Origin of the sequence: Hathewaya proteolytica DSM 3090, from assembly GCF_900142225.1 — a bacterium.
Lineage (GTDB): Bacteria > Bacillota > Clostridia > Clostridiales > Clostridiaceae > Hathewaya > Hathewaya proteolytica.
The window spans coordinates 18,645-39,743 of the sequence record NZ_FRAD01000010.1; the positions used below are offsets into that span (position 1 = coordinate 18,645).

Here is a 21,099-nt window from a genome sequence, read left to right on the forward strand (position 1 = left end):
TAATATGAATTTGATGGTGGTGTGTTTTGTAATACTTCTTGCATGTATAGCTGATAAAATTTTGCTTAAATTAATGAGCAAAAATATGAGAGTAAGTAGAACTGCTCAAGGCCGCAGAAGGGTATATAGAGGTGAATATTTTCAAATAAAAACCACCTTTGAAAATTGCAAGAAAATTCCCATACCAATTGCGTATGTTATAGAAGATTGTCCTCAAGGCCTAAGTTACGTCTTGGATAATGGGGATAACGAAATTTTTGAATCTGATAGAAGTGTAAGCAAGTACAGCTTAAATGCTTTTGAGAAAAGAAGTAAATTAGTAACAATAAAGGCCAAGGAAAGGGGAATTTATACATTTAGCAGCATAAATACCGTTTTAGGTGACCTTTTAGGTTTGTACAATATAAATATTTTTAATAATGACTATGTGGAGTTTGTTGTGTATCCCAAAATAACTCATTTAGGGAATTACGAATTTAAGAGCAGAAGTTCCTTTGGAGAAATACCAATTAGAAATTGGATATATAATGACAATTTTCTTATAAAAGGTATAAGGCAGTATACAACAAACGACAGAATGAAGGATGTGCATTGGAAGGTTTCAGCTAGGATGGGAAGGCTCATGGTAAAAGAAACTGAGTGCACAACGGACAGATCTCTTATGGTATACTTAAATGTTGGAAACAAGGGCGAGTATGATTGTAAACTGGACAACAATGACTTTGAAAAGGCCATTGAAATATGTGCTAGTATCATAGTTCAGTGTAATATTGATGGTATAAGTGTGGGAATGGGTACGAATTCCAATATTATAATGGGGGATTCCATAAAAACTTCGGAGATATTGCCTAATCAAGGCAACAAAGCTAAATTATTGGAATTGTGTTCATCAATATATCTTTCAGTGAAATTCGACTTTGGAGAATACATTAAAAATAATATTGATAGATTTAGAATAGACACTACATATTTGTTTGTATGCAAGAAAATAAAAGAAGAGGATGCGGCAATGCTTTCTTTTTTAGCTATGAAGGGTATTATAATCTATGTGATGGACATAGGTAGTAAAAATGAAGTACCTTATATAGATGGTATAGAAATAATAAGATTTAGAGGTGAGAAAAATTATGAATGATTTAAAGGCTCATCTTAGTATAATATACAACGTATTTATAGCTTCTAGTATTTTTATGGTGGGAAGTTTTATTGCAGGCCTTTTAGGTGAGGAACTAAATATTTTCTTTGTAATTACATTGACTACGCAACTTTGTGTTGTTCAATATGTAAATAAGAAATTTTGCTTAAAAAATGGAGACAAGAAAAGAAAAATCATAAATGCATCTATGATTTTTTTTCTAGCATCACCTCTTATTTATTATATGGCAAATCAAAGTATGGTCATATGTGTATTTTACTACATATTCTCACTAATAGCCTTGCTAACAACTAGAAGCTTTAATACAAACAACTTCAGCTATGAAGAATATGTATTTATGGTTAAAATGTGGAGTATAATAGGTATTTGCTCCAGTATATGCATACAATTTTTAAAACCATCAATAAAAGATCAATGTAATATAGTGTTTTTATATAATATATTTGTTTCCATTGTTCTTTTAAGAAAATCAAGAAATTATGAAAATGGCATAAAAACAAAACATGACAAATGGTTTAATTTATCCATGATTGCAATGGCTATTTTTTTTATGACACCTTGGGTTAATAATTTTTTTCAAATTTTGCTTATTAGCATAAAAAATAAGCTGGAGGTTGCATTCACCAAAACTATGGAAATCATAGCTATTCCTATAGTATATATATATGAAAAGCTGAGGCAGAGCATTGAACCAAACAATATAATCAATGAGTTTGGAAAGAAAGAGGCATTAATCATAGAGAATGTACAAAAATTACCCGGTGAACAGAATAAATTGTTAGAATTAATAGTGAAAGTCCTGGATAGTGTTGGGAAAGCCATATTAATATTGATTGTCCTTCTTATTATTTTCTTTGTTTTTCGCGGATTTATAATGTTTATAAAGAAAAAATTAAGAGAAAATAACACAGATAGGGCTGGTAACCAAGAATATTGTGAAATTGAAAAAATAAAGTGCAGAAAAAAGCATAAACGCAAGGAATTTATAAATCAATATGAAAAAAGCAATATTGGCACTGTGAAGAAAATATATTTTGAATTTTTAAATATCACCCAAGAAAGAGAAATCTACAAAGCCTCTGCTACACCCACAGCTTTATCAAATAAGATGAAAACTGTGATAGAGTCACCTAAAGAACTTGATGTGATAAAAGATATATACAACGAAGGAAAGTTTTCCAACCATGAAGTTACTGACGATATGGTGGAGACGATGAAAAAGGCGTATAATATTGTTTATTCACGATCTCAAAAAAAGAATAAAAAAAATAATAAAAAATTCGATTGATTAATTTACATTTCTCTGGAAATCGACAAAATTTAATAAGACAATTCTGAACTCCTTAGATATAACAATTTAAATAAGCTGAGTATTAGGGAAGCATAGAGAAAATTGAACTATTTTGTAAAACGATTTTTCAAATTAGGCAACACATTATGACAAAATAGTACATTTAAAAGTGATATTATTTAAACATAGAACACGGTTATGTGAGCTAATTTGAATTTAAAGGGGTCGGAGTTTATTATGGAAATTATTGAAACAATTTTGAAACAAGTTATTGACAACGAGGTGAAGTACAATTACATCTACAGATTGATAAAGAGTGAGACAAGTCTTTACATAAAAGATCAGTTGACAGTAGTTGATACTTACGGAATAGAAGTGGAGAGGCAGGATGTTGTAAACGGAACAATAGTAAATATAGAAAGAGATTGTGTTAAAACTATTAGTCCGAAGATGGAAAAGGTAGCAAATCTTATGGAACTTATAAGTGAAAACAATACATCACCTATACATCTAGTATATGTTTTAGGTGAATATATAGATTCTTACGTTGAAGATTTTACTCGAGATATAGAAATAGCATAAGGTTTTTTATATAAAAATAGACAATGTTGATTATAATGTTGTCTATTTTTGTTATATGTGGGTTGACTATATTCTTTAAAAAAAGTATTCTAATCTGTATAAGGGAAGATATTGCTTTCTGAGGATGGTGGTTTAATGATAATAGGAATCGGAACTGATATAATTGAAATTGAGAGAATCAAAAAAAGCTTGGAAAACAGAGACGCATTTTTAAAAAAGTTATTTTCTAAAATTGAAATAGAAAATTTGGAGAAAAGGAAATATAGGCCTGAATTTGTAGCAGGGAAATTTGCAGCAAAAGAGGCTGTGGCCAAGGCTTTGGGGACAGGATTTCGGGATTTTCAATTTAAGGATATTGTGATAGAAAATAATGCCTTAGGAAAGCCCGTGGTGTCTTTATTCGGAAAAGCTGCCATAATTGCCGAAAAAAATGGGCAGTACAAAATGCACTTAAGTATATCTCACAGTGAGACCCATGCCATTGCCTACGCTATACTGGAAGGAGTTTAAAACCATGAATAAAAATAATCTTGATATAGTTAATTCTGCAGAGAACATAAGAGCTTTAGATAAATATTGTACAGAAGAATTATGCATACCAAGTCTTGTGCTTATGGAAAACGCGGCGTTGAGTTTTGTTTACAATATTCCTAAAAACAAGTACAAGGAGTATATTATGCTGTGTGGCAAGGGCAATAATGGAGGCGACGGACTGGCTATAGGTAGAAAATTACTGTCACAGGGAAACACGGTGAAGTTTATAATTCTTCACGTTGGTAGGGAATCTGAAGATTTTATTTCCAACTTTAATATAATAAAAAATATGGGATGTACAATCTGTGAGGTCTATGAAGAACAGGATATACAATTCATAAGTGCCATGTTTCAATCAGATGTTCTCGTAGTTGATGGAATATTTGGCACCGGGCTAAACAGAGAAGTTAAAGGTGTAGCCAAGGTTGTTATTGAAGTTTTGAACAGGTCAAAGTCAGATGTCTATTCTATAGATATTCCTTCAGGTCTTCAATGTGATACTGGAGAAATCCTAGGTGTAGCAGTGAAGGCTGAAAAGACAATTTCTTTTGCTATGTATAAATTTGGGTTTTTAAATTATGAGGCTTTTGAGTATATAGGAAAAGTAGTTCTTCAAAATATTGGAATGCCACCATGCGCTTTGGAAAAGTATGACTCTAAGTGTTATATGGTAAATGAAGATTATGTAAAAAGTAACTTTCACAAAAGGAAAGCTACATCTCACAAGGGGGATTTTGGAAAATTATTGATTTTCGCAGGATCCAGTGGATTTGCAGGTGCAGCAAAGATATGTGCAAGAGCTGCGGTGAGATGTGGAGCGGGCCTTACCTATGTAGTATGTCATGAAGAAGTCTTACAGGCATTGTCATCTTCTTTAACAGAGCCTATGTGTATGACTTTTCAAGACGAAAGGGTAGCCAATTTGCTGGGAAAATCCACAGTTATAGCCTTTGGCCCAGGTATGGGAGATAGTGATATAACTTATAGGCAGCTTAAATACGTTGTAGAAAATAGCAATGCTCCTATGGTAATAGATGCTGACGGACTAAATGTGTTGTGCAACCATAAAGAGCTTTTGAAGAAAAGACCGGGGTTTAAAACCATTATTACACCACATCCTGGTGAAATGAGCAGGCTTACAGGAAAAGATATAAGCTATGTTGAAAAAAATAGAATAGACGTGGCATGTAAGTTCGCAAGAGAATACGAAGTGGTTGTCCTATTAAAAGGGCATAATACGGTGATTACTGATGGAAATACAGTTTTCATTAATACAAGTGGAAATAGCGCCATGGCCAACGGAGGTATGGGAGATTGCCTTACTGGTATTATTGCTTCTTTTATCGGCCAAGGATACAATGAGTTAAAAGCTGCAGTTATGGGTGCGTATATTCACGGATATATTGGTGATTATATGGCGCAATATAATTATGTAGTTACGGCAGAGGATATAATAGGCCAATTATCTAAAACACTTCGTGAATTTACAGATTAATATTCGGTGTAACTGTGTAATATAATCAACTAAACCATAATAAAATAATAATAAACTATGTTATGGAGGAATTTTATTATGGAAAATAAGAAAAAAACTTTTAAAATCATGAATTTTAAATTCATTTTAATTTTGTTTTGTGTTTTAGTGTGTATAATATTTGCTATTATATACATAAAAAATCTATATAAAGATGATTATAGCAGCCAAGCAATAGAGGAAATTAAGAGTATAGCATCGTATAAAGCCAGTGTTGATATAGTTGTTAAGAATTCAAAACAAGAAATAGTGTGTAGCGGTAAAGAAATTTATGATACAAATAGGGGTGGGAAACTTCTTCTAGAGAAAAATACTTATTTTTTCAACGGAAATAGTCTTTCCGTAAAGGATGCCAATGGCATGGAGTACACATCAGAAGAAAAGGCGGATGTTTATAGATTTTGTTTCCTTCAAGAATATATGAAATACTTTTATTTAGAGGGAGAAATGCATGCGGAGCCTTTGGAGTATAGGGGAAGAAAGTGTGACATGATAAGCTTTGAATTGGCCGGGAATAATAAAAATATACATTGGGCTTCTATATACTACGATTTGGATAGAAGTGTTCCCTTAGAAATAAAAGTTTACAACGAAGACAATAAAGAAGTCATGTATATTATGTTTAAGGAGTTTATGAAAAATATAGATATTAATGACGAGGAATTATAGACAAACAAAAGTTGAGGTGATTGCAATGTTTAAACATTTAAGACCTGTATGGGCAGAAGTTAATTTGGACAATTTAAAACACAATATGCAGGAGATAAAGCGTTTGAGCGGGGACAGAAAAATAATGGCGGTGGTAAAAGCCGATGCATATGGTCATGGTGCTGTCACTGTGGCGTCTGTATTAAGAGAAAATGGAGCAGATAGTTTTGCAGTGGCAGTATTAAGTGAGGCTATAGAGTTGAGGCGTGCAGGAATAAAATGTCCTATATTGATTCTTGGATTTACACCTCCTAGCTTTATAGATGACATAATTAAATACGACATAGACCAAACTGTATTTACATATGATTTCGCCAAAAAATTATCAGATTATGCTAAGAAAAAAAATAAAACGGCGAGAATTCATATTGCCCTTGACACCGGTATGGGTAGAATAGGGTACCTTCCAAATGAAGAGAGCATAGAAGAGATTGAAAAAATAAGTAGGTTACCAAACATAAAAATTAATGGAGCATTTTCTCATTTTTCCACAGCAGATGAGGTTGATAAGGGTTACGCAAAACTTCAAATGAAAAGATTTGATTGGTTTGTAGAAAAGCTAAAGGATAAAAAAATAGATACAGGTATGTGGCATATGTATAACAGTGCCGCCATAATTGATTTACAACAGGGAATAGGTGAGCAGGTGAGACCAGGAATAATACTTTATGGATATTATCCTTCACATGAAGTAAATGAAAATATTATTAATCTTAAACCCGTTATGTCGTTGAAAACTAACGTTATAAATATTAAAGAACTTAATTCTGGTGAATATGTTGGATACGGAAGAAAATTTGTTACGGAGAAAAAAACCGTAATAGCAACACTACCTGTAGGGTACGCAGATGGATATAGCAGAGTATTGAGTGGTAAGGTTAAAGTGCTAGTTAAAGGTAAATATGCACCGGTGGTTGGAACCATATGTATGGATCAGTGCATGGTTGATGTCACTGATATTGAAGGTGTACATCTTGGTGAGGAGGTAACTCTTATAGGCAAAGATGGAGATAATAGCATAACAGCTGAGGAAATTGCAGAATTAATGGGTACCATAAGCTATGAGGTATTGTGCGTAATTGGAAAAAGAGTACCAAGAGTATACATAAAGGAAGGAAAAGTAGTTCAAGTAAGAAATTATATATAAATTGAGTAACTCCGATGAGCTAGAAGAGAATTTTCATTATATATCAATCCGGCTATGGAGTGTGAGTTTCTTTATGACTATGATGATAGTAAAGCGCGGAGAAATCTACTATGCAGATTTAAGTCCGGTGGTTGGCTCGGAACAAGGTGGCATAAGACCTGTGATCATAATTCAAAATGATGTGGGCAACAAACACAGCCCAACGGTTATAGTGTCAGCCATCACTTCTCAGATTGACAAAGCCAAGCTACCTACCCATGTGGAAATATCCTCGGAGGAATATGGATTAAATAAAGATTCGGTAGTATTACTAGAGCAAATTAGAACTCTTGACAAGAGAAGATTAAAAGAGAAAATAGGACAAATGACTGATAAAGATATGATAAAAGTTGATAAAGCGTTGAGAATTAGTGTGGGTCTTTAGAAATAGATAGGTGGATAGATTTTATTTTTTATATTTTTGTGTTATTATAATAGCATTATTATAATTAACAGTGGTATGGAGGAAAAATATGAAGGATAGACTGGAAGATTTCTGGGAATGCGTGCTGATATCTCTTAAGGTATTTGTAGTTTTATTTTTAATAGGAATATTAATAGGTGGCGTAATGAGCTTGTCTAGAAAGGCCTTCGATTACACGTTGATGCTAGAATGGACATACAAACTTGGTATTTATTTATCTTGTTTTGGACTTTTTCTCGTTGCTATATCTATGTCAAAACCATCCTTAATGGGAGACTTAAACCACATGGATAAGTGGAGACTTAGGTTCTTAAAGTTTGGATTTACAAAGGTAGTTGCATATTGTAGCATTTTACTTGCAATATATGCTTTTGTTTTGCAATATGTGGTGGATTTTGTTTTAAGAGCATAAAATATAAAAGTGGTGGGATTTTACCCCACCACTTTTATATTTTACCGTCACTTATGGTTATTACTTTCTTACACCTAGCCCATACTTTCGGATCATGGGTAATTATAGCTACAGTTATACCTTCATTATTTAAGTTTTCAAAAAGATCCATAATCATTTTGGAATTTTCGCTATCGAGTGCACCTGTAGGTTCATCTGCTAGTATAATTTCAGGGTTATTGATTATAGCTCTTGCAATGGCTACTTTTTGTTTTTGACCACCAGATAACTCTGAAACTTTTGAATAGAGATAGTTATCCATACCCACCTTATTAAGTGCTTTTAAAGTTGCGTCCTTTTCCTTTATTTTGTTGCTACTAAGCATAAGTGGGACACGTAAATTTTCAAAAACTGTACAATATTCGATTAAGGCAAAATCCTGCAACACATATCCGAAGAATGTGTTTCGCAGTTTTGATAGCTTTTTATCGTTGTAGTTTTTAATATCATTGCCCATTAATTTGTACTGCCCATTATCAAAACCATCAATGCAACCTACTATGTGGAAGAGCGTTGATTTTCCAGCACCAGAAGAACCTGTTACTGCTAAAAAATCACCTTTGTTTATTTCTAAAGAGACATTGTTTAAAGCTAATACTTCATTTTTTTTACCAGCATTATATTTTTTTATGATATTGCTTAATTTAATAATACACATTATTTTTCCCTCAACAGTTCTGATATTTTATTATTTTTTAGAAAAAGAAAATTAGGAACAAACGTTATAATCCATGTAATTAACATGAATAATAAAATCACTATTATATACGAAAAATGAAAAATTCCGTCTAGATTTGTATAGTTAATTAAAAATGAACCCAATAAGGTTCCTAACAGACAACCTATAGCCATAAGAATAAAGTTTTGCACTGTCATTAATATGAAAGAATGCTTGTGTGACATTCCACAAAGATAATAAATGGCTGGTTCAGACCGCCGATACCACATATCAAAATGACCATATCCACAAAAACCAGCTACAAAAATTAAAAATGCATTTACGCATAGCATAATGATGTCTTTTAAAGTATCAGTGTATCTAGGTTCACTATTGGCTAGTATGTCTTCACCACGGTTAAGATAACCATAATCAGATAAATTAATGTTTAATACTTTGCCATTTTTAATTATATTTTTATCTACAAAATACATTGGAATAGATGGTATGGAGTTACCACGTAAAGCGCTATCCGTGCATATAATGGCACCACCTTGGAAATCAACAATAGATGTAGTTTTCTCTGTATCAATTATAAAGTCAGAATAATTCATTTTACAAGAAGTGGTAAAGGGATACAATATACAATCATTATCTAATATACCTACAATAGTTTTCTTTGAAGTAATTGTATTACCTTTAGGGGAGAAATACTCTATATTTACAGTATCTCCTACGCTATATTTAGAAGAAGCTTTTCTTGTAATTAATATTTCACTATCATTTCCAATGTTGCGACCTTTATAAAGTTTATAATTTAACGCCTTAATTAAATAATCATCGTAAGAAAAATTATTCATAATGGTGTCGTTGCATCTTATGGGGGAAATAAGAATTTCATGAAATATATTATGATTAATATTTTTGAGGTTTTCCTCTGTGATGGCTTCTGGTTTTTGCATGGTATACACTACTGTGTTTTGTAAGCTCTGTGCAAAACTGAAGGCAGTTGTGTGATAAGACAAAAAACTCCATGTTATTAAAAAGAGCATAGAGGATACAAAAGATATAAATATAAGGAATAAAGATTTAAACTTTTGTTTAAACAAATTATGAAATATAAGCCTGAACATTTTCAATTACATCACCTGTCCTCTCAAATAGATTTTTTTGTCTCTCAGTATTTTTGTAGAGCAAAGAATAGTTAATACTATTACAAATAAGAAATATATAGCATTTCCAAGGAAATGCGATGTATAATTTATAGTTGGGAAAATAAAATAACCTTTATTTACACAAAACATAAATAACAAATTGGAAACTATTAAAGAAAGAATAGAAATTACTGAAATTTCCAAACAGTGAAGGAGACAGATATTTTTCTTCTGAGCACCACATAAAATCATGATTTTTATTTCTTGTGTTTGATTTGCAATTACGATTTTTATAACAGATGTCAGAATAAAAAAGCAACCTAACAGTGCTACTGCTGCCATAATAAGTGTATTTAGAACAGCAGAAAAGCCACCAGGTGAAAAACCACAAAAATCAGTGAATGTGGCATTAGAATCGTGCTGTTTCCATATAGATGTTATATTATTTATTTCAATCTTTTCAAGTGATTTATGGAAGAACACATCAATAGAATTTACTTCTGAAAAATGTTCTTTGAATTTTTTTTCTGTAATCAAATAATGGATATCATTATTGCATATAGAATTGTAAGCACCGCCAGATACAACTAAGGTATCTTTACCTATAATAAAATTCTGGGCGTTAAGGTGATAGTCGGTTATAAATTCATTATCCTTCATCAAATGTCCCCACATAAGGTCATTTATACCATGTTTATTTAAATATTCTTCGTTAAAAAATGCCACAACTTCATTATTACCCATTTTTTTGGCACAATTAATATATGCAATCTTATTTGATGATGAAGCATTTATTTCATTTATAATAGTATTTAATGTATGCAATTTTAAATTATTGGAATTTACCACTAATATATTTTGCCCCATATTATCTCTAGAAAATACGGATTTAAAAACACCATACTGAATGAAGTATAATGTTACAAAAATCATGGCTATATTCATCATTATAAGAATAATAAGCTGTGATTTGTCTTTAGCTAGTCTACCAAGAAGATAGTTTATCATAGGGTATCACCTCAGTTTTCATTTTTTTTGTTGATATATGCTATTTCATTGATTCTATCATTGAGAAGGTGAATTTTATATTCCCAATACATGAATACAAAGGACATGAGAATAGCTAGTGGACTCACTATTTTGAAGTATGGCCAACACACAAAATCAGGATAAATGTGAAGTATAATTATGGAAATTAGATATTTGTAGTTTTTGTCTAACATATAGAGTATGGTCAGTATACCAAGTAATGGTCCCATGAGAATGTGTTGTATATCTTTAAAGCCAGACAACAATTCTCTAAATGGAATAGAAGCTATTATGAGATTAAACATAGAAAGCTGATTCATCCATGAATAATATTTTTTTTTAGTGGTTTCACACTGTTGAATTATAATTTGTTGTCGAACGAGTTCAAATTTACTTTGTTCATTAGAATAAGTGTTTTTGTTAGAGCAGTTATAAGACATAAATGGTCTCCTTAAAATAAAGCTAAAAATGTAAGTTAAAAGAAAAATATTGAATATATATTAAAAATATATTCAATATTTTTAATTATTATTCCGTTACCCAAGCACTAGATTGATTTAATGTTGCTCTTCCGGGACCACCAGGATATGAGTTGTTACCTGAATCGAGGCAGGTTGTACAAAATACATCATCGCAGATAACTCTAGCCATTGCAGTATAATCATCGCTTTCACCGGTGATTATAGATATAGAGCGACTAGTAGTAGAGTTTGGATCCATCCAAGTTAATACAGCGCCTCTTGCTTGCAATGTACTTTTTTGTACTGATGTATACGTATAATTAGATTTTACCTCAAGGTTTATTTTGTATTTGCTATATCCATCAGGGTGTGAAGAACAAAAATGCATAGTTGCGACACCTGTATCATGTTTAAAAGGGTTCCAATCCCCACTTTCACAAGTTGCTTGTGCAAATGATTGAGCTTGTGTAGGAAGAATGAATGTAGCACATATGATAGAAACTAATAAAGAAATTTTTACAGATTTTTTCATGAATTTTCACCTCCTTTCATAAATTTCAAAATTATTATACAAAATTTAGTTATAAATTTCAACATATTAGTCGCGAAAAGTAAAAAAAATGTCGTAAACGTAAAAAAATAAACAAATATGAATCTATTTTCAGTTTAAAGATTAATCTTTTGAATTGACTCAAATAAATTGAAATTGGAAATATAGCATATTATGTTTGATACTTAATCTGGTACGAAAAAATAATTTTAACCAAAAAGTTTCTTTATTGATATCCATATTATGATATAATAGAAATGTATGAAAATCTAAGTTGAAATATAGAAAGGAGAACGCCACAAGGAATAAGGTATTTCACCGTATGTATGAGTGTTCTATACATGTTTTGTGGCTGACAGATATATGATAGAGTTCAAAAATGTTTCAAAAATATATGATAAAAATGTAACTGCCTTATCTAATGTGAATGTTCGTATAAATAGAGGGGATTTTGTGTTTTTAGTAGGTCCAAGTGGTGCAGGAAAATCTACATTTATAAAACTTTTGCTCAAAGAGATAGACACTACTTCAGGAAAATTGATTGTAGGTGATACTGATCTGTCTACACTAAATAGGGCAAAGGTTCCATACTATAGGAGGAAAATTGGCGTGGTATTCCAAGATTTTCGTCTTATACCAACACTAAATGTATATGAAAATGTTGCCTTTGCTATGAGAGTTATAGGCATGTCTTCAAAAGATATAAAGAGAAAAGTTCCTATGGTGCTTTCTATGGTAAATCTTTCTAAAAAATACAATGCGCTGCCAAGTAAATTATCTGGTGGTGAACAACAAAGGGTTTCTATCGCCAGAGCTATAGTTAACAATCCTAGCATTCTTATAGCTGATGAACCTACAGGAAATCTAGACCCAGACACAGCTATGGAAATTATGGAAATATTAAGCGACATAAATAGATCGGGGACCACAATTCTTATGGCTACACATGCAAAGGATATTGTTGATATGATGAAAAAAAGGGTTATAAGTATCGAGAAGGGTACTATAGCTAGAGATGAGGAGAAAGGTAGATATAACTATGAAGACTAACATTGGAACAATTAAGTATTTTGTTACTGAATCGCTTAAAAGCTTAAAGAGAAACAAGACCTTAAGTATTGCATCCATCGCCACTGTTATGGCTACATTGTTTATATTTGGTGTATTTTTGCTGTCACTGGTTACAATAGATAATGTGGTGAAACAAGTTGGTTCGGACTTACAGGCCGCTGTGTATCTTAAGGATGATATAACTAAAGAACAAATGGATGCTATATACGCTAAAATAAGTGCAACCGCTGGTGTGAAACATGTAAACTTTAGAGACAAACAGGCTGCCTTCAAAGATGCCCAAGAGATGTTCGGAAAAAATGGAGAAGAACTTGTAAAAGGTCTTGAAGAGAGAAATCCATTTCCTATGGCGTTTGTTATAACCGTTGAAAAACCTGAATTTATTCAGCCTGTTATAGACGGTGTGAAGGACATGGCTGGTATAAAAAACATAACAGAGGTTACTAAGGCGGTGGCTTTCATTGAAAAAATAACCAAAACCGTTAAAATAGCTGGAGTTGCTTTATCATCTGTACTATTGGTTGTTTCGGTTTTCTTGATAGGAAACACTATAAAGCTAGCAGTTTTCTCAAGGAAAAGAGAGATTGGAATAATGAAATACGTAGGGGCTACAGATTGGTTTATAAGATGGCCATTTATAATAGAAGGCATGCTTATAGGTTTTATAGGAAGTATTTTATCAATAACAGTACTGTTTTTTGTATATAAGTATTTAGTATTTAATACTTTCATTACTTCGGCATTTTTCACACTTATAAATCCACTTTACGTTTTAGTTAGTATGGCATGGAAATTTATTTTTGGTGGTGTAATTATAGGTGCCCTTGGAAGTATGTTCTCAATAAGAAAGCATTTAAGAGTATAATCATTTTAAATAGCAGGAGATAATATAATAAGAGAAAAAACAGATGGAGTTATTTTTTCCATCTGTTTTTAAAATATGTTGATAGGAGATTTCTAGATGGAAAATGATAATGATATAAACACAAACTATGAAGATAAACATTTGGAAGATATGAATTTTAAGGAAAAAAAGCGCAGAAAGGGCAAGTGGCTCATAGTTGTAATTTGTATTGTTATTGCAACTAACTTTGCCACCGGTGCTGCAGTATGGGCAATAAACAGAAAAGAAATTAAATTAGTTGATGAAAATACTTTTGATGAACTTTATAAGGTGAAAAATACCATAGATGAATACTATGTGGATGGATATGATAAAAGCAAAGTGTTAGAGGGTGCCATAAAGGGAATGGTGACAGCCCTTGGTGACCCTTATACGGTGTATATGAACGAATCAGAATTAAGTGATTGGAATAAGGATGTTTCTGGAAAATATACTGGTATTGGAATTCAAATAGGGGCTAACAAGGAGACCGATGAGGTTGTTGTTATATCTCCTTTTAAAGGTGCACCTGCAGATAGGGCTGGTATAAAATCAGGAGATGTATTAGTTAAGGTAAATGATTTAAGTGTTACAAAAGAAACATTAAATGATGCACTAACAATTATGAAAACCAAGGCTGGGGATAAGGTGAATTTGGTCTTAAAGAGGGATGGAAAGGAATATGATAAAACTATAGTTACAGAAGAAATTCAAATACAAACTGTGTTTAGTGAAATGCTGGATTCTGGAATTGGATACATACAGCTCACCATGTTTGATGAGGATTGCAGTGAACCTTTTGCCGAGGCACTAAAAGATCTTAAAGCTAAAAATGCTAAAGGTATAATAGTAGATCTTAGAGGAAATCCCGGTGGTTATGTAAATGAATGTGTAAAAATAACTTCTAATTTTATTCCTAAGGGTGAAGTCATTGTATACACGGAGGATAAGGCTAAGAATCAAACTAAATATAAGTCAGAAGGTGGTAAATATACAGACATTCCATTAGTAGTACTAGTGGATGGAGGAAGTGCCAGCGCTTCAGAAATATTCTCTGGTGCTGTAAGGGACCACAATAGAGCTACACTAATAGGAGATAAAACTTTTGGAAAGGGTAAAGTTCAGGTTGTTTTAAATGACAACTTGCTAGGCACAAATGACGGTTCCGGGCTAAAAGTAACAATATCGTATTATTATACTCCAAAGGGTGAAAATATAGACAAAAAAGGAATCCACCCTGAAGTTGAAATTAAATATGACAATGCATTTAAAAATACTACCTATTCTAAAGAAAAGGATAATCAACTAAATAAAGCTATAGAAGTTATGAAGGAAAAGCTGAGTAAATAATAAAAATATGGGGGTAAATATGGAAAGTGTATTACAGACTTTAAGAGGGATAGCATTTGCTATAACAAACCCTTACTTACTATTACTACTGTTTTTCATAGGAATAAAACTCTACGCAGGCAATAGGAGATATGCATTGATGCATGGAATAATGCTTGGTAAACGGGTGGATTCTCCCCTAGAGCTAACAATGTCCCAAATTTGCATAGGCATTTTCTGCGGTGCTGTAGGGAGTATAGCTATGAATATAATAGGCGTGGATTTTGGCAATAGAACTATAATCTATATTTTGTTTCTAATATCTATACTGCTCATGAATATAAGGCCGAAATTAATTTGTTTTTCATATTCGGGATCTATTATGGGATTGTGTTTTGTGTATCTTAATTATATAGGTAAAACAAATTTTAACATAAAATCCTTAGTGGTTCTAATCGGGATAATGCATATTATAGAAGGATTATTAGTAATTATAGATGGTGGTAGAGGTGCTATACCTGTGCTAAATAATAAAAATGGAAGTGTCATTGGCGGTTTTATATTTAATAGATCTTGGACAGTTCCCATAGCCTTTACATCAGCATATCCTTTCTATTCTGTTATTGGATATCATAGTGTCACTTTTACACAGAGCAAAGGAATGAAATGTTTGGTGTCCGGAAGTATAATAGGTGCTTATGGCTTTGTTGTGCTTTTAATGTCCAGGTTTTTAACGGCAAATGTACTTCTGCAAGTTTTAATTCTAATGGTAGTGCCGCTTTTACATGAGAGCATGCTATTGCTAGATAATTTGTATGAGGCCTTTAGGAAGCCAATATTTATAAATGAAGATGAAGGATTGAGAGTTTTAGAGGTGGCTCCTAATTCACAGGGAGACATCATGGGTATAGAAAGTGGAGATGTAGTAATAGAAATAAACCACCATGTGATGGATAGCGAAAAAAATATAGTGGAATACCTTCAAACATTGCAAAATGAAATATGGCTTAAAATAAAAAAGAAAAGGGGAGAAGTGAGGAATATAGAGTACGACAAATTTAACAGTAAAATCCCCTTAGGAGTAATATTTGTACCGAGAAACATGAAGGATGAGGAGAGCCAAGACAAAAGTGCTAAAAATATGGGTAGGTTTAGAATAGTATTAGAAAAAGTAAGGGAAAATTACGATAAGACCACAAAAGAGGATGAGAAGAATTAGTTTTCATTTACAGTTGAGAAAATTCAAGGTGGAGGTGTGTTTATGTTTAAGTTGTGCTCAAAATTTAAACCTACTGGGGATCAGCCGCAGGCAATTGAAGGTATAGTAAAAGGAATAGAAAAGGGTGATTCTTTTCAAACCTTGTTAGGAGTTACTGGATCGGGAAAAACTTTCACCATGGCAAACATCATTGAAAGGGTTCAAAAACCAACATTGATTTTAGCACACAATAAGACATTAGCCGCACAATTGTGCTCAGAATTCAGGGATTTCTTCCCTGAAAATGCTGTGGAATATTTTGTATCTTACTATGACTACTACCAACCTGAAGCCTATGTTCCTCAAACGGATACATTTATAGAAAAGGATGCATCTATAAATGATGAAATAGATAAACTCCGTCATTCAGCTACAGCATCTTTATTGGAAAGAAATGATGTCATTGTAGTTGCATCTGTATCGTGCATTTATGGTCTAGGTAATCCCGAGGAATATAAAAAACTTACTGTATCTCTAAGGCCGGGCATGGAATTTGGAAGAAATGATATAATGAAAAAATTAGTTGAAATACAGTATGAAAGAAATGATATAGATTTTGTAAGAGGTACCTTTAGGGCTAGAGGTGATATATTAGATATCTTTCCTGCGTCAGCTACTAATATTGGAATAAGAATAGAGTTTTTTGGAGATGAAATAGATAGAATATGCGAATTTGAAGTGCTTACTGGAAAGGTTACTGGGGTGATGAAACATGCACTAATATTCCCGGCTTCGCACTTCGCAACCTCGGAGGATAGACTGGCTAGAGCTATAAATACTATAGAGGAAGAATTAGATGTAAGATTAAAGGAATTGAAGGAGCAGGATAAACTATTAGAATACCAAAGGTTGAAGCAGAGGACCAACTACGATGTGGAGATAATTAAAGAAATGGGATATTGCAGTGGCATCGAGAATTACTCTAGAATTCTCGATGGAAGAGCTCCTGGGACTCCGCCCAACACTTTATTTGATTATTTCCCAAAGGATTTTTTATTGTTTATTGATGAGAGTCATGTTACTCTACCTCAAGTAAGGGCCATGTATGGTGGTGATTACTCTAGAAAAATTAATTTAGTAGAGTATGGATTTAGATTGCCTTGTGCCTATGATAATAGGCCTCTTAAGTTTGAAGAGTTTGAACATAAATTAAATCAGACAGTTTTTGTCAGTGCAACTCCAAGTACTTATGAATTAGAGCATTCTGTAAGTGTGGCAGAACAGATTATTCGACCTACGGGACTTTTAGATCCGGAGATCATAGTTAAACCTACTGAAGGTCAAATTGATGATTTATACAATGAAATCATGCAGACCATTGATAAGGGTTTTAGAATACTGGTGACAACCCTCACAAAAAAAATGTCAGAGGATCTTACAAAATATTTGAAAGAAATGGGCATAAAAACTAATTATCTTCATTCTGATGTAAAAACCATAGACAGAATGAAGATAATAAGGGAACTAAGGCTTGGAAAATTTGATGTTCTAGTTGGAATAAATCTTTTAAGAGAGGGACTTGACATTCCGGAGGTAGCTCTTGTAGCTATTCTAGATGCAGACAAGGAAGGTTTTTTAAGATCGGAGACTTCTCTTGTGCAGACCATTGGTAGGGCGGCAAGAAACTCAGAAAGTAGAGTAATTATGTATGGGGATGTCATGACAAAGTCCATGAAATATGCTATCGATGAGACCAACAGAAGAAGAAAAATACAGCAAAAATACAATGAAGAACATGGTATAATCCCAACCACCATATACAAGGAAATCCATGAAGTTATTGAAGCTACGGTTGCTGATGAACGTGTAGAGTATAGTGCTGTAGAAGAGGCCATGAAAGGCATTAATAAAGATGATAAGGATAAATTGATTAAAAAGTATACAAAGGAAATGAAAGAAGCGGCAAAAAATCTGGAATTTGAAAGAGCAGCTGAATTAAGGGATATCATCGAAGCCATGAGATAAACTGCACTTTTACCACAGGAGGAAAAGTATAATGAAGGATAAAATAATTATAAGGGGTGCAAAGGTACATAATCTTAAAAATGTAAGTTTAGAATTACCACGGGATAAAATGATTGTATTTACAGGGTTGTCTGGATCAGGAAAATCTTCATTGGCCTTTGATACTATATATGCAGAGGGTCAGAGAAAGTACATGGAATCGCTTTCATCTTATGCAAGGCAGTTTCTCGGCCAAATGGATAAAGCAGATGTGGAATATATCGAAGGGCTGTCCCCTGCCATATCCATAGATCAGAAAACCACTAGTAGGAATCCGCGTTCCACCGTGGGAACTGTAACGGAGATATATGATTATTTAAGATTATTGTACGGGAGAATTGGCCGTCCCCATTGTCCAAAGTGTGGAGACGAGATAACAAAACAAAGCATTGACACCATGGTAGATAAAATACTTTCTATGGAGGAAAAAACTAAAATCCAAATTCTATCTCCAGTGATAAGAGGTAGAAAGGGTGAACATAAAAAAGTATTAGAGGCAATTGTGAAGGATGGTTACGTTAGAGCTAGAATAGATGGTGAGACATATGAATTAACGGAAGAAGATGTGGAGCTAGATAAAAATAAGAAACATAATATAGATATTGTCATTGACAGGATCGTTGTAAAAGAGGGAATTACATCTAGATTAACAGAATCCTTAGAAGCTGCCTTAAAGCTTGGGGATGGTTTTGCCATAATAAATCAGATTTCTACAGGTGAGGACATATTATTCAGCGAACACTTTGCATGTGCTAAATGTGGTATAAGTATACCAGAAATAGAACCAAGACTTTTTTCTTTTAATGCTCCTTTTGGAAAGTGCGATTATTGTGATGGATTGGGCACTCTTATAGAAATAGACGAAGAACTAATTTTACCTGATAGAGAGAAAAGTGTTATGGAAGGAGCTATTGCATGTTATGGTGATGCTAGCTTAAAAGATGAGCATTCTTGGAGGATGTGTACCTTGAGGGCGCTAAGTGAAAAATACGGTTTTTCACTTAATACAGCAGTGAAGGATTTGCCCCATGATATTGTAGATATACTATTGTACGGCATGCCTGAAAAAGATGGCAAGTTAAAAGTAACCTACGTGAAGGATGATAGAAGGGGTGTGTATAATCATCGCTACGAGGGTGCTATAAATAATTTGCGAAGAAGATATAATGAAACTTCATCAGAGTTTATAAAACGAGAAATTGAAAAATTTATGAAAGAAGTGAACTGCCCTAAATGTAAAGGTGCTAGGTTAAAGGACGATGTTCTTGCTATAACCGTAGGTGAAAAGAATATATATGAATTTTGTATGATGTCCATAGAAGATGAATTAAAGTTTATAGATAATATAGAACTTACAGAAAAGGAGCAATTAATAGGTCATCAAGTAATAAAGGAGATAAAGAGCAGATTACAATTTCTTATGGATGTTGGACTTCAGTATCTTAATTTGTGGAGAAAAGCCGGCACATTGTCGGGAGGAGAGGCACAGAGAATTAGATTGGCAACACAAATTGGTTCAAGTCTTGTAGGGGTTTTATACATATTGGATGAACCAAGTATAGGCTTGCACCAAAGAGATAATGATAAGCTTATTGCCACACTGAAGAACTTAAGAGACCTTGGAAACACATTGATTGTAGTGGAACACGACGAAGATACTATGTTGGCTGCGGATTATATTGTAGATATAGGGCCAAGAGCTGGAGAGCATGGTGGTGAGATTGTTGTAGCTGGTAGTCTTCAAGATATAAAAAAATGTGAGAAATCCATAACGGGTCAGTACTTAAGGGGTGAAAAATATATTGCAATTCCCAAGGAGAGAAGAAGGGGAAATGGAAATAGCATCATAGTTAAGGGTGCCAGTGAAAATAATCTTAAAAATATAGATGTGGAATTCCCAGTAGGTGTATTTACTTGCGTTACAGGGGTCTCAGGATCTGGTAAAAGTACACTTGTAAATGAAATTTTATATAAGGGATTGTGCAAAAAATTAGGATCTAGTACAGTAGTTCCAGGAAAACATAAGGAAATTTTGGGAACTGAATATATTGATAAAATAATAGATATTGATCAGAGTCCTATTGGAAGGACACCTAGATCAAATCCTGCTACGTATACTGGAGTTTTCGATATAATACGAGACCTATTTGCTCAAACTAATGAAGCAAAAGTAAGAGGATACAAACAAGGAAGATTTAGCTTTAATGTAAAAGGTGGAAGGTGCGAGGCGTGCGCTGGTGATGGTATAATAAAAATAGAAATGCAGTTTTTATCAGACGTCTATGTTCCTTGTGAAGTTTGCAAGGGAAAACGATATAATAGAGAGACTTTAGAAGTAAAGTACAAGGGCAAGAACATTCATGATGTGCTAGATATGACTGTTGAGGAGGCTTTAAAGTTCTTTGAAAATATACCGAGGATAAAGAATAAACTTCAAACCCTTTATGATGTAGGGCTTGGATATATTAAACTTGGTCAGTCATCTACTCAGTTATCTGGAGGAGAAGCACAGAGAATAAAATTGGCAACTGAACTTTCAAAGAGGAGCACAGGTAAGACACTTTATATACTAGATGAACCTACTACGGGACTTCACGTAGATGATATAAGTAGATTAGTTGAAATTATAACTCGATTAGCTGAAAACAATAATACCGTTGTGGTTATTGAGCATAACCTTGATGTTATAAAATGTGCTGATCACATAATTGATCTAGGACCAGAGGGCGGAGAAAATGGTGGTAGGGTGTTGTTTGAAGGCACACCTGAAGATATAATAAGGGATAAGAAGTCCTATACAGGAGAATACCTTAAGAAAATAATTGAAAAGGGGTAG

The 21,099-nt window shown here is 33.1% G+C and carries 20 protein-coding genes; 15 read left to right on the forward strand and 5 right to left on the reverse strand.

Features of this window, described 5'->3' with window-relative positions; genetic code table 11:
• Window positions 1-4 precede the first annotated feature (4 nt).
• The 9 genes from BUA73_RS06640 (at window position 5) to BUA73_RS06680 (ending at window position 7,827) form a co-directional block, all read left to right on the forward strand.
• Window positions 5-1,135, forward strand: coding sequence for a DUF58 domain-containing protein (locus BUA73_RS06640; RefSeq protein WP_072903374.1), 1,131 nt, complete (start codon window positions 5-7; stop codon window positions 1,133-1,135).
• Window positions 1,128-2,444 carry a hypothetical protein gene (locus BUA73_RS06645; protein WP_072903375.1) on the forward strand — a complete coding sequence of 439 codons (1,317 nt, stop codon included), beginning with the start codon at window positions 1,128-1,130 and terminating at the stop codon, window positions 2,442-2,444. Before BUA73_RS06640 ends, BUA73_RS06645 begins: the two co-directional genes overlap by 8 nt.
• 240 nt (window positions 2,445-2,684) lie before the next feature.
• A complete protein-coding gene (locus BUA73_RS06650) occupies window positions 2,685-3,029 on the forward strand; it encodes a DUF6514 family protein (protein ID WP_072903376.1) in 345 nt (114 codons plus the stop codon).
• 135 nt (window positions 3,030-3,164) lie between these two features.
• Window positions 3,165-3,539, forward strand: a complete 375-nt coding sequence (gene acpS, locus BUA73_RS06655; RefSeq protein WP_072903377.1) for a holo-ACP synthase — start codon at window positions 3,165-3,167, stop codon at window positions 3,537-3,539.
• 4 nt (window positions 3,540-3,543) lie between these two features.
• Entirely contained in the window at window positions 3,544-5,058 is a 1,515-nt protein-coding gene (locus BUA73_RS06660) for an NAD(P)H-hydrate dehydratase (protein ID WP_072903378.1), read from the forward strand.
• Window positions 5,059-5,136: 78 nt separating this feature from the next.
• Window positions 5,137-5,766: a germination lipoprotein GerS-related protein gene (locus BUA73_RS06665; RefSeq protein ID WP_072903379.1), complete on the forward strand. Its 630-nt coding sequence runs from the start codon at window positions 5,137-5,139 to the stop codon at window positions 5,764-5,766.
• Window positions 5,767-5,791: 25 nt separating this feature from the next.
• A complete protein-coding gene (alr, locus tag BUA73_RS06670) occupies window positions 5,792-6,952 on the forward strand; it encodes an alanine racemase (protein ID WP_072903380.1) in 1,161 nt (386 codons plus the stop codon).
• 73 nt (window positions 6,953-7,025) lie between these two features.
• Window positions 7,026-7,376, forward strand: a complete 351-nt coding sequence (locus tag BUA73_RS06675; RefSeq protein ID WP_072903381.1) for a type II toxin-antitoxin system PemK/MazF family toxin — start codon at window positions 7,026-7,028, stop codon at window positions 7,374-7,376.
• A gap of 88 nt (window positions 7,377-7,464) precedes the next feature.
• On the forward strand, window positions 7,465-7,827 hold the full coding sequence (locus BUA73_RS06680) for a hypothetical protein (protein ID WP_072903382.1): 363 nt from the start codon (window positions 7,465-7,467) through the stop codon (window positions 7,825-7,827).
• A 34-nt stretch (window positions 7,828-7,861) separates the two neighbouring features.
• Here the strand turns inward: BUA73_RS06680 and BUA73_RS06685 are convergent, their stop codons facing one another.
• From BUA73_RS06685 to BUA73_RS06705, 5 genes are all read right to left on the reverse strand, one after another.
• Window positions 7,862-8,524, reverse strand: coding sequence for an ABC transporter ATP-binding protein (locus BUA73_RS06685; RefSeq protein ID WP_072903383.1), 663 nt, complete (start codon window positions 8,522-8,524; stop codon window positions 7,862-7,864).
• Window positions 8,524-9,486, reverse strand: a complete 963-nt coding sequence (locus BUA73_RS06690; RefSeq protein WP_143146983.1) for an ABC transporter permease — start codon at window positions 9,484-9,486, stop codon at window positions 8,524-8,526. The genes BUA73_RS06685 and BUA73_RS06690 overlap by 1 nt, the downstream gene beginning before the upstream one ends.
• A gap of 177 nt (window positions 9,487-9,663) precedes the next feature.
• Window positions 9,664-10,686 (reverse strand): FtsX-like permease family protein, encoded by a 1,023-nt coding sequence (locus BUA73_RS06695; RefSeq protein WP_072903385.1) that lies wholly within the window; start codon window positions 10,684-10,686, stop codon window positions 9,664-9,666.
• An 11-nt stretch (window positions 10,687-10,697) separates the two neighbouring features.
• Complete coding sequence (locus BUA73_RS06700) at window positions 10,698-11,147, reverse strand: hypothetical protein (RefSeq protein ID WP_072903386.1); 450 nt, start codon at window positions 11,145-11,147, stop codon at window positions 10,698-10,700.
• Between the two features lie 88 nt (window positions 11,148-11,235).
• Window positions 11,236-11,700, reverse strand: coding sequence for a hypothetical protein (locus BUA73_RS06705; protein ID WP_072903387.1), 465 nt, complete (start codon window positions 11,698-11,700; stop codon window positions 11,236-11,238).
• A gap of 381 nt (window positions 11,701-12,081) precedes the next feature.
• Between BUA73_RS06705 and ftsE the strand changes: the two genes are divergently transcribed.
• From ftsE to uvrA, 6 genes are all read left to right on the forward strand, one after another.
• Window positions 12,082-12,768 carry a cell division ATP-binding protein FtsE gene (gene ftsE / locus BUA73_RS06710; RefSeq protein ID WP_072903388.1) on the forward strand — a complete coding sequence of 229 codons (687 nt, stop codon included), beginning with the start codon at window positions 12,082-12,084 and terminating at the stop codon, window positions 12,766-12,768.
• The gene (gene ftsX / locus BUA73_RS06715) at window positions 12,758-13,654 is read left to right on the forward strand and encodes a permease-like cell division protein FtsX (RefSeq protein ID WP_072903389.1); all 897 of its coding nucleotides are present in this window, start codon (window positions 12,758-12,760) and stop codon (window positions 13,652-13,654) included. The genes ftsE and ftsX overlap by 11 nt, the downstream gene beginning before the upstream one ends.
• 96 nt (window positions 13,655-13,750) lie before the next feature.
• Window positions 13,751-15,022, forward strand: coding sequence for a S41 family peptidase (locus tag BUA73_RS06720; protein ID WP_084672123.1), 1,272 nt, complete (start codon window positions 13,751-13,753; stop codon window positions 15,020-15,022).
• Window positions 15,023-15,041: 19 nt separating this feature from the next.
• On the forward strand, window positions 15,042-16,220 hold the full coding sequence (locus BUA73_RS06725; RefSeq protein ID WP_072903390.1) for a PDZ domain-containing protein: 1,179 nt from the start codon (window positions 15,042-15,044) through the stop codon (window positions 16,218-16,220).
• 42 nt (window positions 16,221-16,262) lie between these two features.
• Window positions 16,263-18,224, forward strand: a complete 1,962-nt coding sequence (gene uvrB / locus BUA73_RS06730) for an excinuclease ABC subunit UvrB (protein ID WP_072903391.1) — start codon at window positions 16,263-16,265, stop codon at window positions 18,222-18,224.
• A gap of 31 nt (window positions 18,225-18,255) precedes the next feature.
• A complete protein-coding gene (uvrA, locus tag BUA73_RS06735) occupies window positions 18,256-21,099 on the forward strand; it encodes an excinuclease ABC subunit UvrA (RefSeq protein WP_072903392.1) in 2,844 nt (947 codons plus the stop codon).

Excerpts from the sequence above, each read along its gene's own strand:
- BUA73_RS06640 (WP_072903374.1), top strand. The coding sequence starts at position 5 with ATGAATTTGATGGTGGTGTGTTTTGTAATACTTCTTGCATGTATAGCT.
- BUA73_RS06645 (WP_072903375.1), top strand. The coding sequence starts at position 1,128 with ATGAATGATTTAAAGGCTCATCTTAGTATAATATACAACGTATTTATA.
- BUA73_RS06650 (WP_072903376.1), top strand. The coding sequence starts at position 2,685 with ATGGAAATTATTGAAACAATTTTGAAACAAGTTATTGACAACGAGGTG.
- acpS (WP_072903377.1), top strand. The coding sequence starts at position 3,165 with ATGATAATAGGAATCGGAACTGATATAATTGAAATTGAGAGAATCAAA.
- BUA73_RS06660 (WP_072903378.1), top strand. The coding sequence starts at position 3,544 with ATGAATAAAAATAATCTTGATATAGTTAATTCTGCAGAGAACATAAGA.
- BUA73_RS06665 (WP_072903379.1), top strand. The coding sequence starts at position 5,137 with ATGGAAAATAAGAAAAAAACTTTTAAAATCATGAATTTTAAATTCATT.
- alr (WP_072903380.1), top strand. The coding sequence starts at position 5,792 with ATGTTTAAACATTTAAGACCTGTATGGGCAGAAGTTAATTTGGACAAT.
- BUA73_RS06675 (WP_072903381.1), top strand. The coding sequence starts at position 7,026 with ATGACTATGATGATAGTAAAGCGCGGAGAAATCTACTATGCAGATTTA.
- BUA73_RS06680 (WP_072903382.1), top strand. The coding sequence starts at position 7,465 with ATGAAGGATAGACTGGAAGATTTCTGGGAATGCGTGCTGATATCTCTT.
- BUA73_RS06685 (WP_072903383.1), bottom strand. The coding sequence starts at position 8,524 with ATGTGTATTATTAAATTAAGCAATATCATAAAAAAATATAATGCTGGT.
- BUA73_RS06690 (WP_143146983.1), bottom strand. The coding sequence starts at position 9,486 with ATGCAAAAACCAGAAGCCATCACAGAGGAAAACCTCAAAAATATTAAT.
- BUA73_RS06695 (WP_072903385.1), bottom strand. The coding sequence starts at position 10,686 with ATGATAAACTATCTTCTTGGTAGACTAGCTAAAGACAAATCACAGCTT.
- BUA73_RS06700 (WP_072903386.1), bottom strand. The coding sequence starts at position 11,147 with ATGTCTTATAACTGCTCTAACAAAAACACTTATTCTAATGAACAAAGT.
- BUA73_RS06705 (WP_072903387.1), bottom strand. The coding sequence starts at position 11,700 with ATGAAAAAATCTGTAAAAATTTCTTTATTAGTTTCTATCATATGTGCT.
- ftsE (WP_072903388.1), top strand. The coding sequence starts at position 12,082 with ATGATAGAGTTCAAAAATGTTTCAAAAATATATGATAAAAATGTAACT.
- ftsX (WP_072903389.1), top strand. The coding sequence starts at position 12,758 with ATGAAGACTAACATTGGAACAATTAAGTATTTTGTTACTGAATCGCTT.
- BUA73_RS06720 (WP_084672123.1), top strand. The coding sequence starts at position 13,751 with ATGGAAAATGATAATGATATAAACACAAACTATGAAGATAAACATTTG.
- BUA73_RS06725 (WP_072903390.1), top strand. The coding sequence starts at position 15,042 with ATGGAAAGTGTATTACAGACTTTAAGAGGGATAGCATTTGCTATAACA.
- uvrB (WP_072903391.1), top strand. The coding sequence starts at position 16,263 with ATGTTTAAGTTGTGCTCAAAATTTAAACCTACTGGGGATCAGCCGCAG.
- uvrA (WP_072903392.1), top strand. The coding sequence starts at position 18,256 with ATGAAGGATAAAATAATTATAAGGGGTGCAAAGGTACATAATCTTAAA.